The organism is Flavobacterium acetivorans (genome assembly GCF_020911885.1).
GTDB lineage: Bacteria > Bacteroidota > Bacteroidia > Flavobacteriales > Flavobacteriaceae > Flavobacterium > Flavobacterium acetivorans.
This window is the reverse complement of record NZ_CP087132.1, coordinates 2,764,573-2,783,138: the sequence shown is the minus strand read 5'-3', so window position 1 is coordinate 2,783,138 and position 18,566 is coordinate 2,764,573. Positions and strand designations below refer to the sequence as shown.

Annotated in this window: 13 protein-coding genes; 2 read left to right on the top strand and 11 right to left on the bottom strand. The window is 33.6% G+C overall.

Annotated elements, in window-relative coordinates:
• Positions 1 to 75: 75 nt before the first annotated feature.
• The 6 genes from hisG to LNP19_RS12095 form a co-directional block, all read right to left on the bottom strand.
• Positions 76 to 933, bottom strand: a complete 858-nt coding sequence (hisG, locus tag LNP19_RS12120; RefSeq protein ID WP_230062172.1) for an ATP phosphoribosyltransferase — start codon at positions 931 to 933, stop codon at positions 76 to 78.
• Positions 934 to 1,204: 271 nt separating this feature from the next.
• A complete protein-coding gene (locus LNP19_RS12115; RefSeq protein WP_230062171.1) occupies positions 1,205 to 1,717 on the bottom strand; it encodes a DUF2231 domain-containing protein in 513 nt (170 codons plus the stop codon).
• A 69-nt stretch (positions 1,718 to 1,786) separates the two neighbouring features.
• Entirely contained in the window at positions 1,787 to 2,905 is a 1,119-nt protein-coding gene (locus LNP19_RS12110) for an efflux RND transporter periplasmic adaptor subunit (protein WP_230062170.1), read from the bottom strand.
• Positions 2,906 to 2,918: 13 nt separating this feature from the next.
• On the bottom strand, positions 2,919 to 7,253 hold the full coding sequence (locus LNP19_RS12105) for a CusA/CzcA family heavy metal efflux RND transporter (RefSeq protein WP_230062169.1): 4,335 nt from the start codon (positions 7,251 to 7,253) through the stop codon (positions 2,919 to 2,921).
• A gap of 84 nt (positions 7,254 to 7,337) precedes the next feature.
• Positions 7,338 to 8,711 (bottom strand): sensor histidine kinase, encoded by a 1,374-nt coding sequence (locus tag LNP19_RS12100; RefSeq protein WP_230062168.1) that lies wholly within the window; start codon positions 8,709 to 8,711, stop codon positions 7,338 to 7,340.
• Positions 8,712 to 8,717: 6 nt separating this feature from the next.
• Positions 8,718 to 9,380, bottom strand: coding sequence for a response regulator transcription factor (locus LNP19_RS12095; RefSeq protein ID WP_230062167.1), 663 nt, complete (start codon positions 9,378 to 9,380; stop codon positions 8,718 to 8,720).
• 180 nt (positions 9,381 to 9,560) lie between these two features.
• Between LNP19_RS12095 and LNP19_RS12090 the strand changes: the two genes are divergently transcribed.
• Positions 9,561 to 11,660, top strand: coding sequence for an LTA synthase family protein (locus LNP19_RS12090; RefSeq protein ID WP_230062166.1), 2,100 nt, complete (start codon positions 9,561 to 9,563; stop codon positions 11,658 to 11,660).
• Between the two features lie 58 nt (positions 11,661 to 11,718).
• Here the strand turns inward: LNP19_RS12090 and LNP19_RS12085 are convergent, their stop codons facing one another.
• Positions 11,719 to 12,720: a zinc dependent phospholipase C family protein gene (locus LNP19_RS12085; RefSeq protein ID WP_230062165.1), complete on the bottom strand. Its 1,002-nt coding sequence runs from the start codon at positions 12,718 to 12,720 to the stop codon at positions 11,719 to 11,721.
• A gap of 91 nt (positions 12,721 to 12,811) precedes the next feature.
• Between LNP19_RS12085 and LNP19_RS12080 the strand changes: the two genes are divergently transcribed.
• A complete protein-coding gene (locus LNP19_RS12080; protein WP_230062164.1) occupies positions 12,812 to 13,552 on the top strand; it encodes a YoaK family protein in 741 nt (246 codons plus the stop codon).
• Here LNP19_RS12080 and LNP19_RS12075 read toward each other — a convergent pair.
• The 4 genes from LNP19_RS12075 to fabG form a co-directional block, all read right to left on the bottom strand.
• On the bottom strand, positions 13,545 to 14,450 hold the full coding sequence (locus tag LNP19_RS12075) for a YeiH family protein (protein WP_230064238.1): 906 nt from the start codon (positions 14,448 to 14,450) through the stop codon (positions 13,545 to 13,547). The genes LNP19_RS12080 and LNP19_RS12075 overlap by 8 nt on opposite strands.
• 147 nt (positions 14,451 to 14,597) lie before the next feature.
• Entirely contained in the window at positions 14,598 to 15,494 is an 897-nt protein-coding gene (locus LNP19_RS12070) for a LysR family transcriptional regulator (RefSeq protein WP_230062163.1), read from the bottom strand.
• A 26-nt stretch (positions 15,495 to 15,520) separates the two neighbouring features.
• Complete coding sequence (locus LNP19_RS12065) at positions 15,521 to 17,548, bottom strand: hypothetical protein (RefSeq protein ID WP_230062162.1); 2,028 nt, start codon at positions 17,546 to 17,548, stop codon at positions 15,521 to 15,523.
• A gap of 81 nt (positions 17,549 to 17,629) precedes the next feature.
• Complete coding sequence (fabG, locus tag LNP19_RS12060) at positions 17,630 to 18,376, bottom strand: 3-oxoacyl-[acyl-carrier-protein] reductase (RefSeq protein WP_230062161.1); 747 nt, start codon at positions 18,374 to 18,376, stop codon at positions 17,630 to 17,632.
• Positions 18,377 to 18,566: the final 190 nt, after the last annotated feature.

The following is an 18,566-nucleotide window of genomic DNA, read 5'->3' as shown; positions in this document are numbered from 1 at the left end:
TAATTTAATTAAGGATCCAAAAATTAAAAGATTGAAAAAATTCAATAGCTAATTTATGACATTTAGTAATCGTATTTATAGAACCATTTTTTCGATAGGGCAAACTAAAATCCCCTCGGCACCAGCTTCTTTCAATTGATCAATCACGTCCCAAAAAGTATCTTTATCAATAACTGAGTGCACACTACTCCAGCCTTCTTGCGCCAATGGCAGAACTGTTAAACTTCTTAAAACAGGTAGTATTTTTCCAATAGCATCAATTTTATCATTAGGAACGTTCATCAAGATGTATTTTGATTTTCGTGCTCTCAAAACCGATTCAATTCTGAATTTTAAAGTATCAATTAATTTTTGAACTTCCGGTGTTACTTTTGGAGAAACCGCCAAGACGGCTTCACTTTTCAAGATGATTTCCACTTCCTTTAAATTGTTTTTGAACAACGTACTTCCGCTGGAAACAATATCCACGATAGCATCTGCAAGGCCAATATTAGGAGCGATTTCTACCGATCCTGAAATTTGGTGAATATCAACGTTGACACCAAAGGAATTGAAATATTCGATTACCGTGTTAGGGTAAGAAGTGGCTATTCGCAATCCGTTTAGATCTTGAATCGAGTTGTATTCGAAGGTCTTAGGGACAGCGACAGAAACTTTGCATTTTGAAAAACCTAATTTTTGCACAACCTGAATTTCTTTTCCTTTTTCGACCAATAAATTATCGCCCACTATGGCAATATCTACAACGCCATCTATTAAATATTGGGGAATATCGGAGTTTCTTAAATATAAAACTTCCAAGGGGAAATTTGAAGCTTCGGCTTTTAACTGGTCGATTCCATTGTTGATCGAAATACCGCAATCCTTAAGAATTTGGATACTGTCTTCGTTTAAACGACCTGATTTTTGAATTGCAATTTTTAATGTACTCATTTTAAATATTTTTAGTTAGAATAGTTTGTTTGAGTACAAGGATAAGAATGAAAAAACCCGTTTGATGTACTCAAACGGGTTTTAGAATATGATGATTTACACACATACCATTAACACATCGCTTGAGAGCAATAATGAAAATGATGATGATGTAGTTGAATTGAAAACATTTTGTTGTGCTTTATAAACTTTATTTCGTTTGCAAATATAATAGATATTTTACTTGCAATGCAATTTTTAATTTAACTTAATGAGATAAAATTGTTAAATGCTATTTTTTATCTGCCTCTTTATCATTAGTATTTGGGATTAAATTTTGATTCGTACCCTCAGTAACTACAGGATTTTCCCTGATTTCAGTATGACGAATTTCTCCTCCGGAAGTACCAACTTTTTGACTTAAAAAAATTGCAACAAAAGCCAATCCTAAAATAAAATAAGAAACTAATTTCTCTTTAGAATTCTTTTTAACACTCAAAAATAGTGCAAATAAAGAGGCTGCCCCCAATACATACAATGCGATAGCTAGTTTTTCGGCAAGCTCTTCATGTTCATGGATAATTTTTTTTCCAATGTTTGGCATGTCTTCCACCAATTCTTCTGCGCCTTCTCCCGTTGCCATGCTTAAAGCCGCAAAAATAGCTGCCACTATAAATAAAACATAGGCTGTATTTTTGACCGAATTGTTTTTTAATAGCATGCCAACAATTAAAATTCCGAATCCAAAAATTGTCCCAATGATGGGAAAATGATTGACAATTAAGTGTAAATGAGCATCGTTCATAATAGGTTTATTTTATTAGTTATATAGAAATTGTATTAATATATGATTCCTTTGAATCCAATTATTATTCTAATTCGCAACGTCAAAAACCCCTTTTACTAAAATTTTTGAAGTCGCATTAATCTGATTAACAGGCAGAATTTCAACAAATTTTTCCGAACGTTCCCCAACTGTCACTAGCTCTTTTTTGAAGAAGTAGCTATTGTTTTTAGTTTGTGTTAATAAAAGTACGAAATTTTTGTTATTTTCGGTGATTAATGCTTCCGCAGGAATGCCTAATCCTTTTTTGGAATCAACTACAATCGCCGCTTCGACAAACATACCAGTCATCAATTTTTGTTTTATGTTTTCATCTAGATGTCCGTGAACATTGATTGTTCTGTCATTTCCTTCAATGGATTTCCCTACTAAATGTACTTGGGCATTGAATGTTTCTTTTGAAGCCTCCGGAATAGTGAAATTGATTTTTTGTCCTTGTTTTACTTTTAAAATATCTTTTTCAAAAACATTCAATTCTAAGTGTAAATGCGATGTTTGAATGATATCAAGTATTACATCTGATGGCGCCACATACATCCCAACATTAGCATTCATTACCACAATATCCCCAGAAATAGGTGCAAAAATCGTAATTACAGAGGTCAAGTTCCCTTTTTCAACATTTGCAGGACTTATATTGAGCATGGCCAGTTTTGCTTTTAAGCTTTGGTGCATTCCTTTGGCTCTCTTGTATTCGCTTTCGGCTTTTAAGTAGTTTTTTTGAGAAGTTATTTTTTCATCAAATAAGGCTTTTTGACGTAAATACTCTGATTTTAGGTAATTTATTTGCTCGGAAACATCCAAATATTCTTTTTGAATATCCAAATATTCCGTGTTTTCTAATGTCAATAAAGCTTGTCCTTTTTTAACTTGATTGCCAACTAAAAGTTTTGTCGATTTAACGTAACCTCCAATAAAGCTCGTTATTTGAGCTCTGTTTTGCGGCGGAACGTCAATTTTTCCAGATGTTTTAATGGTTAGATCAAAATCTTGTTCGATTGGTGAAGCAATTTCCATCGCACCCGACTTAAATTGTGTGCTGGTAATTTCAATCAGGTTCTCCTCTTTAGCTGAAGATTCCTCCGTTTTTGCTTCTTTACAAGAGAAAAGGATTATAGATAGGGAAAGTATATAAAGTGATTTTTTCATTTTTAAAACAATTTTAGTAATTAAGATATTGAATGTCAAGTTGGATTATATTAAATTGAAGTACATTATCGAGGTAATCTACTTGAATATTGGAGGCGTTTTCTAAACTTTGGATGTACTGAAAGAAATCAATTTCTCCCTGTTTGTAGCTAAGATTCCCCACTTTAATGATTTCGTCAGATAATTTTTTCCCAATTTGAGCATAGTAATTGATTGCCTCTTGATATTTGGCCAATTCATTCTTTTTTTGAATGATAAATTCACTTCTCTTTTGGATCTGGTTTTGTCTTTGTTGTTCCCAACTTTCCCATTCGAGTTGAGCTACTTTAGTTTTTGAAATAGTACCCGAAAACAAAATAGGAAGCGATAGCCCAACTTGAAAACCATTCAATGATTGGGATAATCCTTTATTGGAACCCGTAAAATATTCTAAATTAATATCAGGTAACCAATGTTGTTTTTGTAATTTAATTTGGTTTTTGTATTTTGTACTAACACTTTCTAAATAAGCGTTTTGTACAGATTCATTTCTTGTATCCATTGCAACAGACATTGGACTGATTGCACTGGTCGAAATGACAATTTTTTCATCGGTTTGTATTAATGAATGTAAAACGGCATACTGTGCTTTCTTTTCTGATTCAATTTGATTCAGCTTGGTTTTTATTTGTCTGAATTTAGCTTGAGCGGTAATTTTTTCTAAGTAGTTTGTCTCTCCTAATTCAAAACGTCTGTCACTAGCTTTAGAGAAATTTTGATACAAACTGTCTAAATAAACGTACAATTTCTCTTGGTGTTGAAAATAGACAATTTCCTGATAAACCTTAGAAATTTCTAAAGACAGCTTGCTTTTACGCATTTCAAAACTGGCCTTTTCTTTATCGTAATCAGCAGTATATACTTTCTTTTGTGCTCCGTAAACAGTTGGAAATGCAAAATTTTGTTGGATACCAATAACGTTTAAAGGTTCGTTATTAAAAGCTAAATTATTGTTATCCTTATTGTAATATAGGTTTGTTTTATCGAAGGTGTAGGCACTTTTTATAGTAGCTTCATATTTATCCACCTGCAATTGCTGCGCTTTTAATTCTTTATTATTTTGAATTCCAGATGCTATCAATTGATCCAACTCAGAATTTGTCGTTTGAGCGAAAGCAAATGAGGAACTCAATAAAAGTAACAGGATATAACTACCACCTTTATTTTTCTTGAATTTTGGTTTTTTGAACTCTTTTGTATCAAATATTTTATATAAAATGGGCAATACAATCATCGTAAGAATGGTAGCGGTAAACAGGCCTCCAATTACTACTGTAGCCAACGGTCTTTGTACTTCGGCTCCTGCCGATGCTGAAATTGCCATAGGTAAAAATCCTAATGCTGCCGCTGCTGCCGTTAATATTACAGGTCGCAATCGATCTGTAGTTCCTTTCAAAATAAGTTCATCAATATTATTCATTCCCTGATGTTTCAATTCTTTAAAGTGTTCCACCAATACAATTCCGTTTAAAACGGCAATACCAAACAAGGCAATGAATCCAACTCCAGCAGAAATACTAAACGGTAAGTCTCGCATCCACAAAAACAAAATTCCGCCCACAGCCGAAAGTGGTATCGCTGAATAAACCATCAAGGCTTCTTTGATAGAGCCAAAGGCAAAATACAATAAGATAAAAATCAATAATAAAGCAATAGGAACAGCGATCATTAAACGTGCTTTGGCACTTTCTAAGTTCTCAAACTGACCGCCATATTGTACATAATAACCAGCAGGTAACTTGATCTGGTTGTCGATAATTTTTTGAATATCAGTTACCACACTTTGTAAATCTCTGTTTCGAACATTGATTCCTACCACAATCCTACGATTGGTATTGTCTCTGGAAATCTTAGCTGGACCTTGGGTATAGTCAATTGTTGCTAATTCTTCCAATGGAATTTGCTGACCTGAAGGTGCAGAAATATAAAGATTCTTCAAGTCATTGATTCCGGTTCTATTGGTTTGGTCTAAACGAATCACCATATCAAAACGCTTTTCACCTTCAAATACATTTCCAACGGTTTTTCCGGCAAAGCCAAGAGCGATCATTTCATTCAAATCAGAAATATTTAATCCGTAGCGCGCAATTTTGGAACGGTCGTATTGTACGGTCATTTGCGGTAAACCCTCGGTTTTTTCGATTATAACATCGGAGGCTCCTTCCACTTTTTCTATTGCTTTTTTTATCTCATTCGCCTTTTGAGCCAAGACATTCAAATCTTCACCAAAAACCTTAACCGCCACATCAGATCGAGTCCCTGATATTAATTCGTTGAAACGCATTTCTATGGGTTGAGTAAACTCGATTTCTATATTTGGAATTTGTTTTTCAATAGCTGCCTTTATTTTATCGGCCAGTTCATCTTTGCTCGAGGCCGATACCCATTCCGATTTTGGTTTTAATTTTATAATGACATCACTTTCCTCCATACTCATAGGGTCAGTAGGAACTTCGGCGGCGCCAATTCGACTGACAACCTGTTCTACTTCGGGAAAGTTTTTGAGTATAATTTTTTCCATTTGGGTAGTAATGGCAATTGTTTTAGTCAATGTAGTCCCCGTTTTTAAGACAGGCTGAATTACAAAATCTCCTTCATCAAGTGTTGGGATAAACTCTCCTCCCATTGTAGCAAATAAAACTACGGCAGAAACTAACAATCCCAAAGCAGCATACAACACTTTTTTAGTATTGACCAAAGCCCAACTGATTATTGGTAAATACCAAGAATTGAGCTTTTGAATTAATCTACTCGATAAAGAATTTGGGTTTTCTTCTTTTGGTTTTAAAAATAAAGACGAAATTACCGGTACATAAGTAAAACAAAACAGCATAGCTCCTACCAAGGCGAAGCTAAAAGTCATGGCCATGGGTTTGAACATTTTCCCTTCGACACCAGAAAGCGAAAGAATAGGAATGAAAACAATTAAGATAATAAGCTGGCCAAAAATAGCCGAGTTCATCATCTTGGAAGCACTTTTATGAGTAATTTTATCAATTTCTATTTGTTGTTCTCTCTTAGAAAGCGGCCCCAATTTAGCCGACTTACTGGCGATTTGAAAGGCGATAAATTCGACTATAATTACCGCGCCATCAATTATAATTCCAAAATCAATGGCACCAAGACTCATTAAGTTGGCATCAATTTTAAAAATATTCATCAAAGAAATAGCAAAAAGCAAACACAATGGAATCACCGAAGCGACAACCAGTCCAGAACGCCAATTTCCTAGCAACAAAACCACTACAAAAATGACAATCAAACAACCTAAAATAAGGTTTTCGGCTACCGTAAAAGTTGTTTTTCCCACTAACTCACTGCGTTCCAGAAATCCATTGATATAAACACCTTCAGGCAAAGACTTTTCAATTAAAGCAATTCTATCTTTTACATCATTAATCACTTGTTTTGAATTGGCTCCTTTGAGCATCATCACCTGACCTAAAACCTTCTCTCCTTCACCATTTCCGGTAATTGCGCCAAAACGATTGGCATGACCAAAACGAACTTCTGCCACATTCTTGATGTACACTGGAAAACCATTGGTATTCTTAACGACAATGTTTTCTATATCTTGTAGTGATTTTACTTTTCCTTCAGCACGAATAAAATAACTTTGATTTACTTTTTCAATATAAGCACCTCCAGCAATGCTATTGTTTTTTTCGAGAGCTGTAAAAACATCTGTAGTAGCGATATTCATCGCTTTTAGCTGTGATGGATTTATGGCAATTTCGTATTGTTTTAAAAATCCGCCCCAGGTATTAATTTCTACAACTCCTTTTATTCCTGATAATTGTCTTTTTACAACCCAATCTTGAATGGTTCTTAAATCAGTAACCGAATATAAGTTTTTGAACTCGGGTTTTACTTCAATCGTATACTGGTACACTTCGCCTAGCCCCGTTGTTATTGGCCCCATTTCGGGAGTTCCAAAACCTTCCGGTATTTTTTCTGAAGCGGTTTTTATTTTTTCGGCGATTAATTGTCGCGGTAAGTAAGTTCCTAACTCTTCTTCAAAAACAATGGTTACTACTGATAATCCAAATTTTGAGATAGACCGAATTTCAGTTACACCAGGCAAGTTGGCCATTTCAATCTCTACAGGATAAGTGATGTATTGCTCAATATCTTGAGTAGAAAGATTGCGAGAAGTAGTAATAACTTGAACTTGATTATTAGTCACATCTGGTATGGCACCAATGGAAATTTTGAAAATAGAATAAACTCCAAATCCTGAAATCACAAGCGTAAATAACAAAATGATGAGTTTGTTTTTTAAACTAAAAGCTATAATTTTTTCTAACATTTATATTTTATTTTATTATGTAAAAGTAAAATATATAGATAGGATTAAACTTAAGATTGTCTTAAGTAATACTTAAAAAGAAATTTAATCGAAATTCAATGTCACTTGAGTTCCTATGTGTTCCTGACTTGTAACTGCTATAGAAATATTCAACAATTTACATAAACGGTTTACAATGGACAAACCTAATCCTGTTCCTTTTATCTCAGGATGATTGCTTGCTTTTGAGCGATAAAAAGGATGGAATATTTTTTCTAAATCTTCTTTTGGAATTCCAATTCCTGTGTCAGAAATATGACATGAAATTCTCCCACCGGATTCCGTTAACCGAATGATTAATTGCCCATTTTCATTTGAATACCTAATGGCATTTGAGACAATATTTTCAATAATCGTCGAGGCGAGATAACGGTCGCTTTTGACAAACATTTCATTGGGAAATGGAGTAATTACTTGAATGTTTTTTGCCTGAATGACAGCAGAAAATCTCGAAATTACATCCAATATTATTGTATCTAGCGAAATGCTTTCGATTTGTACAGATTGATTTTCAAATCGCGCCAATAAGAGCAATTGATCTACCAAATTATTCAAGCGATTTACTTCCTTGACACAATAATTAATTTTGTCCTGATATTCCTCTTGGTTTCGGGGTTTTCGAACCAAAACTTCCAAGGTTCCTTTTATGACCGTTAAAGGCGTTCTTAACTCATGGGAAGCGTCTGAAGTAAATTGTCTTTCTCTTTCTACTGCCGTTTCAATTCGATCCAAAAGCTTATTAATTGTTTGAGACAAAACATATAATTCATCCTGTTTTTGCGGTAGCGGAATTCTGGATTTTAAATTATCCTTTGTGATAATATTCGAAGTTTCTATAATAGCACTTATGGGTTTTATACTTCTTCCGGCAATAAATCGGGCGATAAGAAACAGAATCAAAAGTATTAGAGGATAAGCGATAATTAATATTTCGGATAAATTTTGAAGAACCATCGAAGCGCCTTCCAGCGACATAGCGATCATCAAATAGCCTATAATCCGGTCGTTTTGAAAAATAGGAACTTGAATTTGACGAATTTTATTGTTCAAAATTTTGGTGTCAAACAAAACATTGTCGGCTATGTTTTTATCAAAAAATAAGGTTTCATTTTTTAAGTTTGGAGATTTTTCAAAAACTTCTCCTTTCTTATTTAAAAACTGAATAAAAACAGGATTTACTTCGACAGTATTATGCTCTCTTTCCTCCCATTCTTTTGCATGAATCAAGTAAAAACTATTATTTTTAATTTCGATTTCATTCAAATGACTATTGACCTCTTTTGAAATATCGGAGTTTACATGATTGTAAACACTTAGTTTTACGATAGAATAAATCACAAAGAAAACCACAAAAATCAAAAGTGCGGTAGTGATAATGTAATGTGAGGCAATTCTATTTTTAAAGGAAAGTTGTTTCATATAGAGTTAGTCGTTAGCGATGTAACCTACACCACGAACAGTTTTAATATAATCTTGTTCTATTTTTAAATTCAGTTTTTTTCTAATGGCATTCATAAAAACATCAATAACGCCAGTGTCATATTCAAAATGAATGTCCCAGACATCTTCAATAATCTGATTTCGAGTACAAACTTTTCCTTTGTTTCTAACAAGATAAGATAACAATTCAAATTCCCTTTGAGTTAAAGAAACTTCCTCTTCGTTTACTAAAACCAGATGTTTTTCCAGATTAATTTGTATTGTACCCAAAGTTAAAATTTCGTCTTGCTGTTGATTCCTAAAGTGAATTTTTATTCGTTCGACTAGTTCTTCAAAGCTGAACGGTTTTTTGATATAATCATTGGCACCCGCTTTTAATCCTTCAATTGTCTCTTGAACAGTGTCTTTGGCAGTCAAAAAAATTATTGGAGTTGTTTTATTTTTCTCCCGAATCGCCTTGCAAACTGCTACGCCCGTCATTTTTGGCAACATCCAATCCAGCAGAATCAAATCAAAAGGCTCGTTTTGGCTTAATTCATAACCTTGAGCACCATCTGCTGCAGTACTGATTTGATAGCCTTCTTCTTCTAAGCCTTGCTGCAGGAATTGAACTATACCCAATTCGTCTTCGACAATTAAAATATGCATTTAGCTTTTTTTTATTAAAAACCTTACTATAGAACCTAAGAGTTACAAATTTAAGCTAAAATTGATTCAAGTTTTATTCCTTAGTATTTGTATTAAGCAAAAATTAAGAAAATAATAGTTTAAAAAGTTAACTACTTTTTTACTCTGATTTAACTATTTTTACAAAAAAATTATACAAACATGACATTTTTTAAAAAATTAACGCCTTTTTATAACCTAATTCTTTTTTACGTTATAGTAAGTTTTATCTTAAGGATAGTACTGCTTTTTCATCCCATAACACAAGCTAGCTATAACTGGACAGAGGTTCTTAAAATTTTCTCTTACGGATTGGTTTCTGATTTTTTTGTGTTCATTTTGGCCAGCGGTTTTCTTTGGTTGTATCTTATATTTATATCCAATACAAAATATTTAAAACCTTATGGTTACCTTATTTTGGGAGTATTAATCGCCTTACTATTATATATTATTTCGGGAAAATCAATCCTGACTGAATATGGAGGCGCATTGCCCGAAATAGGTTTGGCATTCGTAGGTATAAAAACGATTTTATTTGGCTTATTACTTTTTTTACCCAAATACCGAAACAAAATAAGATTCTGGCTTTTTAGCTTTGTGATGTTCCTATTTGTTCTTTTGATATTGCAAAATGCCATCAGCGAATACTTTTTCTGGAATGAATTTGGGGTCAAATACAATTTTATAGCCGTTAATTATTTGGTTTACACCAATGAGGTAATTGGGAATATTATGGAATCGTATCCGGTAATTCCATTGTTTACCGCATTATTCCTTATTGCAGGAATCGCAACTTATTTTATTGTAAAAGGATCCAGAAGTTATATTGACAGTATTCCAACTTTCGTTGAAAAAATAAAAATTTCGGGTCTTTATCTTGTTTTATTCGCGCTCTCCATAGTTTCAGTTCCTTTTTTGGCAACCAAAGAAAATTCTCAAAATATTTTCTCTAATGAATTACAGGCTAACGGAATTTATAAGTTCTATTTGGCTTTCATGAATAGCGAATTGGATTATTTTAAATTTTACAAAACCTTACCCGAAAAAGAAGTCTATGCTTTATTAGGACAACAAATTCCTTCTCTTACGGGCGAATCAACATTAAGGGAAATAAAAAGTGCTGCAGCAGAAAATCACAAAAACGTCGTTTTAATTACTATTGAAAGTTACAGTGCTGATTTTATGAAAATGTACGGAAATGATAAAAATATCACTCCATTTCTAGATGATTTAGCCACAAAAAGTTTGGTATTTACTAATTTCTATGCTTCTGGTAATAGAACGGTACGTGGTCTTGAGGCTGTAACCCTATCTTTACCTCCTACTGCTGGTGAAAGTGTTGTAAAACGCAAGGACAACAAAGATAAATTCACAACCGGAAGTATTTTTAAACAAAAAGGGTACCATGTAAAATACCTTTATGGTGGAGATGCCTTTTTTGACAATATGGAGGATTTTTTTGGAGGTAATGGCTATGACATTGTGGACAAGAAAACATTAAAACCAAATGAAATTAGCTTCTCTAATGTATGGGGAGTTTGCGACGAAGATATGGCAGACAAAGCAATCAGTGTGATGAATGAAGAAGCAAAGTCAGGAAAACCATTTTTCAACCATTGGATGACGGTAAGCAACCACAGACCTTTTACTTATCCGAATAACAAAATTGATATTCCGGGTGATGCTAAATCGCGAGATGGCGGTGTCAAATACACAGATTATGCGTTAAAGAAATTCTTTACCATGGCTCAAAAACAGCCTTGGTTTGCCAATACAGTTTTTGTTATTGTATCGGATCATTGCGCTTCGAGTGCAGGAAAAACAGAACTTCCGGTCGATAAATATAGAATTCCGGCCATGATTTACAGTCCTGGTTTTATTCAGCCACAGCGTTATACCAAGCTAATGTCGCAAATAGACATTATGCCAACCTTATTTGGACTTTTAAATTTTAATTACCAAAGCAAGTTTTTTGGTCAGGATGTTTTAAAACCAGATTATAAACCAAGAGCATTGATTGCCACTTATCAGGATTTGGGGATGATAAAAGATAATGTTTTAACTATTATTTCGCCAAAACAACAAGTCAAACAATTTCAACTGACTTTATTACCTAAAGAAGGTGTCGAGAATGATTTTCAAATTTATTACGACCAAAAACCAATTTCAAAAGAAAGAACGGATTTAGTTAATGAAACGATTTCTTTTTATCAAACGGCTTCGGATATGTTGAAGAAAAAGCAATACGACAAAATAAGGTAAATAAAAAAACGGCTGAGATTTGATTCTCAGCCGTTTTTCTTTATATAATTGTAAGGATTTAAAATTCCTTTTCACTTTCTAATCCAAAAAGCTTTCCTTTTTCCCAAAGCTTCAGATCTCTTTTTAGGCCTTTCTGATTGTAGTTTGTCAATTCTTTTGCATCAAGATTACTTAAATCTGGTTTCCCTGCATTTACCCAAGCAGTGTACCAAAAACTAGAAGTTGCTGCAATAGCTTTTTTCATTTGATTTTCGACCATTCCGTTTAAAGCTGTATGCAATTTAGTGGCATATTCATCCGAATAGATTACTCCATTGTATTTATTTTTTGCAATGTTTCCGGCTGCATCCATAACATATAGTTTATTCTCAGGAGTCGCTGTTCTTAAACCTTTATCTATGGCCAATAACGGCTCAACTAAACTATGGGTGTCAAACATAATATCCCAAGTTGCTTTCTCTACATCTTCAATATAAACTGCAGATGTCGTGTTGAATTTGTAATTTTTGGCGAATAATTCCGGTAATCTGCTTTCCCACAAAGAATGAATTCCTTTTTGGTTGGTGTTTTGTCCGTCATGATTGTCCGAAGTATGCAATGGCATGTGCGCATCGGCAATGTAATGTCCAAGATCTGAGGCTAAAAACAAGATTTCAGTTTTTCTTTTTTCTTTAAAAGCTTTAGTCAATTTAACCATCATGTCTTGAATATACCAAGGCAATATTCCGTTTTTGTCCAAGAACTTCGCATCGTATTTTTGTTTGGCTTCTTCCAAAGTTTTTGGAAAGCTGTCGGTACTACCATAATTTTCCATGTCAAAATAGTGACGTGGTCCTTCGGCTTTGTCATTTACCGCATATTTTCTTACATCAGGAACCGTCGATTCTGTAGTGATGAAATCAATATGGTTGTAAAAAAAAATCTGCAGTGGTTTGGGCAACGCCATTACAGCGGCATTATTTATTCTTTCGTGTCCGATAATTCCCCACGACAAAGTTAGAAAACCAATAGCTATTGCACTTAACAATACAATTGTAGGTTTAAATTTAATATTTTTCATTACTTTTATTTATATGAGTTACAAATGTATTTTATTTTTGAGTAAATAAAAAACAAGAGGTTTAAGATTACATTAATTAATAGCAATAACTATGTTTCGGCATCAAGGAATAAATAGAACTTTCATTCATAATTTACGTTTGGCTACTCTACTTTCATTTGTTGCTGGAATTGTAAATATTACTGGGGTTTTGGCGGTAAAAACGTTGACAACTAATGTAACAGGTCATTTTGCTTTTTTTGCTGAAGAAGTCATTAAAGATAATTATGTGGCCGCAATCACCTTTTTTATTTTTACTCTTTTCTTTTTATTGGGATCTTTTACCTCCAATTTTTTAGCGGAATTGGTAGCGCAAAAAAAACCTCATTTGCTCCATGTAATTCCAATTTCTATAGAGATTGCCATTTTAACATCAGTTGGTTTTTTTGCCAAAGCAGCAGATCTGTCCTCGTTAGAAGGGAAATACATTGCTTTTTCGATGCTTTTTGCTATGGGGATCCAAAATTCACTGGTTACGAAAATATCAAAATCTATCGTGAGAACAACTCATCTAACAGGCCTTTTTACTGATTTGGGAATTGAGTTGTCACAATTGTTTTTTTATAAAAAAGAAAGCCAAAGAAAAAGCCTAAAGGCTAGTATTTCTTTGCGACTATCCATAATAATTTTCTTTTTTATTGGCTGTATTTCGGGAGGTTTTATGTATACTTTTCTCGAATTGAAAACACTTTTTGTGAGTGCTTTTTTTCTTCTAATTGCCCTTATGTACGATTACATCAGATTGCAATTTTTGGTAATCAAAAGAAAAAGAATCACTTCTCACCTTAGTTGAAATACATAATCGAGAATAATGCTGCGACAGCAATGAATCCCCAAAGCAAAATACCCTGAAACAACGGTTTTAAACCAACTAATTTTAAGACATTAAAGTTTAATCCTGCGCCTATTAAAAATAAAGTAATTGTTAGCCCAATTTTAGCCATTGAAACCAAATATGGCGATACAATAGTCATTTGAGGAACATAAGTATTCATAAGCATTGCCAGAATAAACAATCCAATAAAATACGGAATTTTAAGCTTTCCGGACTTATTTTTAAACAATACGGCAGTCATTAGAGCTACAGGAATAATCCATAAAGCTCTGGCCAATTTTATCGTTGTTGCAATTTGTAAGGCTTCCGGTCCGTATTTATTGGCGGCTCCCACTACGGAACTGGTGTCATGAATGGCAATGGCACACCATAAACCAAATTCTTGTTGGGATAAATCCAACCAATGCCCTAGAGCGGGAAATAAGAACAAAGCAATAGAGTTCAAGATAAAAATAACACCCAGAGCCACCGAGGTTTGCTTTTCATCCGATTTTATCACTGGTGCAATCGCTGCAATGGCGCTTCCTCCACAAATAGCCGTTCCACAAGAGATTAAATGAGAAGTTTTCTTTTCAATGCGCAACCATTTCCCAAGGAAAAAACCTAAAATCAATGTGCTAAATATTGAAGCGACTGTAAATAAAAAGCCTTCTTTTCCGGCGCTTAATGCGCTGTTTACATTCATCCCGAAGCCAAGTCCAACTACTGAAATTTGCAACAAAATATTGGTAGCTTTATGATTGAATTCTAAAAAAGGATGTCCTGACAAATTTGCTACAACCAAGCCCAACAAAAGAGCAATGGCTGGTGAAATAAAACCTGAAAGACAAAATAGGGCTAATATGCCAAAGATCATTTTCTCAAACCTTGCACTTAGTTTAAGAAAAGTAGCGTTGTTTTTTTTAATTGTTTCGAAATGATTTTTCAAAGTAAAATTATTTAAATATTACTCTGCAAAGATCAGCCGTATAAATGGCTTTCACCAATCATAAAAAATAATCCGCTATAACTCCAGGTTATAGTAACTAGAGATGTTTTTTAGAAATAAATCCGAGAGTGATTCTTTTTTTCCTTGAAGGCTAATGACATAAAAATAACGTTCCATACTAAGGTTTTTTACATCAAGTATCGCCAGTTCGTTATTTTTTAGTTCTTTTTCTATGGCATGAATCGATACAAAAGCAACACAGTCAGAGTTCATTAAATAAGATTTGATGCTTTCGGTACTTCCTAATTCCATTTCAACAGTCAGCTGGGAGAAACTAATTTCTAGAGATTTTAAAGCATGCTCTATAACTTCTAATGTTCCGGAACCCTGTTCTCGAATTAAAAATTTCATTTCTAAAAGATCCTCTTTCGAAATTTCTTTTTTGTTCACCAAAGGATTCTTGCTGTTGCATACCAATACTAATTCGTCTTTTAAAAACGGAATGTATTTTATCAGTTGGTTTTTAGATTGTCCTTCAACAATTCCAATCTCAATTTCTTTATTTAATAGCGCATTCTCAATTTGTTCCGTATTTCCATTGCGTAAATTGACTTTTACATCTGCCATTTTCTGATGAAAACGGGCTAGAAGTGGCGGAATTATATATTGTGAAATAGTGGTGCTAGCTCCCAATCGCAGTATTCCTCTTTGCTGATGAATAAGCGTACTCATATCAAAATCGATTTCACGATAGATTTCAAAAATGCTTTTTGCGTGTTCTAAGAGTACTTTTCCGGCTTGGGTCAAGGAAATCTTAGAACCGTTTCTGTCAAAAAGTTTTACTTTGTATTCTTCTTCTAATTCTTGGATGTGTTTAGAAACTGCGGGTTGGGTGATAAATAAATTGCTAGCCGCTTTTGTAAAACTCAATCGGTTTGCAACGGCATAGAATACTTTGAGCCTAAAATCCATAATCGTACTTTCTTGTTTAATTAAAACTACAGTAAACCATTGTATTTTCGAACAAACCATTCGGCCGAAAGCAAAGCGGCAATTAAAACCAACAACCATTCCCACTCAATCAATGGAGATCTTGTTATATTGTTTTTTTGGATCGATTTGTAGCTGTCGTCTTCTAAAAGTGATTTTACTAATTCATTCACCTGATTGGGAAAATAGGTTTTTCCCTGAGTTAAATTAGCCAATTGATTTAATTTTTCCAAATCTGGATTGATGAATTGCTTTTCAATATCAAAATCCAAAATCTCGAAATGACTGGAATACGAACTTTTTGAATTTAGCTCTTTTACAGTAAAATTATAATTTCCGGGTGCCAATCCGTCTAAATTAACTTTATAAGAATTATTGCTTTTTAGCAAATCGTAATTTTTACTTTGCTTGGTTTTCGTATTGGTTATCGAAATTGTCAAATGTGCCTTTTCGTCAAACTCGTAATTTTTATTGAAATATTGAGCCGTAATTTCGATCGCTTCCCCTGAATTATAAAAGCTTTCATGATTTACAACCAATGATTTTTTGGAATTATTGGAAGCCAAAAATTGGATTGTTTTGTCTATAAAAACATCAAATTTATCAAAAGACTGATTGTCAACATGACTTTGCAAACGCCATTTCCAAGCATTTTCACCTAAAAGAAAAGCCGTTCTTTTTCCTTGATTTTCGGCAAAAGCCAGCAAAGGCGAATTGGTTTCCATATTTCTGATTTTGGACGAAAGTAAAACAGAAAGATTGCCTTTGGTTGTCACTGTTCCGAAAGGATTTTGCAAAGGCGGAAAATTTTCGAATCCGATATTTTCAATGGCAAACAAATTGAATTGCGAATTAAAGCTTGCCAAATAATCTTCTTTTTGCGCGCCCATTTTAAACAGCAAACTATTTTGCTGCTGATTCAAAAACGGAAAATCAGTATGCGTTCCCGTAATAATAAAAGTGTTAATTCCCGCCAGTTTGTTCTCTTCAAAAAGGGTTTTAAATTCGGCTGTAGGCTGGTACAAAATCAAAACGCCATAATCTTGTAATGAATTGATATTCTTTGGGTTAATAATAGTTACTTTGCGTTGCGCATTAGATTCGATCGCGCGTTTTAAAGCACTGATATCAGGATGGTTTATAGCCGAAACGAGCGCTATATTTGTCTTTTGATCGATCACTTCAACGGCAAAATTCTTAGTATTGTTGTAGCTGTTTTTCTCTTTTTCTTTAGAAGTTATGGTTGCCTTAAAAACTTGTGAACCTAATTTTTCTGCGGGCAAAAGCACATTGATAACTGCTGTTTTTTTAGAAGCCGAAAAGGAAATAGTTTGTTTGCTCAAAATAGATTTCCCTTGCGAAATACTAAAATCGGCCAAAATATTTTTATTTCCCGAATACTGTAAAAATACTTCAACAGGAAATTTATTTTTATAAAAAGCATATTTGTTTACATTCAGCTGATTTATTTTTAAATCCAACTGTTTTATGGTATCGCCCAAAACAATCTGAAAAACTTTGTTAGCCGTATCAAAAGCATACACATAATCATTACCTGAAGTTTGATTTCCATCGGTAATAATAATGGTCGGGAAAATAATGTTTTTGTTAATGCTCTTTAAATCCTTCGCAATCGCGTCTAAATTGGACTGTGTTCCTTTAAAATCAAACTTTTCTGATTGTTGGAATTCGTTGTCAAACCGATAGGATTGAATATCAAATTTTTCATTTAAGGCTTCATTGGATGCTAATTCTTTATAGACTTTTAATGCTGTTTTATCCGCATTTAAGTAGGAAATTGAACTAGAATTGTCCACCACAAGAGCCAAAGGTGGTTTTACTATTTCTAGAGTATTTCTAGTGATTATGGGATTAATCAGCAATAGTAACAGACAGAAAATAGATAGAAAACGCAAAAAAGCCAAAAACAAGTTTAATTTCGACTTGTTTTTGGCTTTGTAATAATATTGAAAAAAGGACAAACCACCAGCTATTAATAATGAAAAAACTAGTAATAAAACGGTGTTTGTAGTCATCCTTTTTTATTTTAAATGATGAATTTTAAATTTTGAATTCCTCATCATTTAAAATTCATAATTCTTAATTTATAATTAAATCTAGGTAAGCATTCCTCCGTCAACATTCATGACTTGTCCGGTAACGTATGCACTCATATCTGAAGCAAAGAAAAGACAAGCATTGGCCACATCATCAGTTGTTCCACCGCGTTTCAACGGAATACCGTCTCTCCATCCTTGAACCACATCGTCACTTAATTTTGCAGTCATTTCCGTCTCAATAAATCCTGGCGCAATCGCATTACAACGAATGTTACGTGAACCTAATTCCAAAGCAACTGATTTTGTAAAACCAATAACTCCAGCCTTAGAAGCAGCATAATTTGTTTGTCCGGCATTTCCTTTCACTCCCACTACACTACTCATATTGATGATAGAACCGGCACGTTGTTTCAAGAATGTTTTTTGAATTGCTTTTGTCATATTGAATACCGATTTCAAATTGACATCAATAACTTGATCAAAATCAGCTTCAGACATACGCATCAAAAGGTTGTCTTTCGTAATTCCTGCATTGTTAATCAAAATATCTACAGTTCCAAATTCAGCCAAAACAGCATCCACAAATGTTTGTGCTTCATTAAAATCTGCCGCGTTTGATTGGTATCCTTTGGCTTTAATTCCTAAAGCGTTTAATTCGTTTTCTAATGCTAAAGCCGACTCAACAGACGAACTGTAAGTAAAAGCAACATTTGCTCCATGTTTTGCAAAAACCTCTGCAATTCCTTTTCCAATTCCGCGACTTGCGCCTGTTATAATGGCCACTTTTCCTTCTAGTAATTTCATGTTCTAAAACTTAGTTTAATTTTTATTGGTAGCTATTCCTGCTATTTGCTTCAATATTTGATGTTTATAAAAAAAAACATCAAATGATTTCCACTACAAATGTTCACATTCACTGAACTCTTATGAAAATAAAAGTCAAGTGAAGTAATCAGGACTATCTTACAGCCGTCAAATATAGAATAATTCCTTT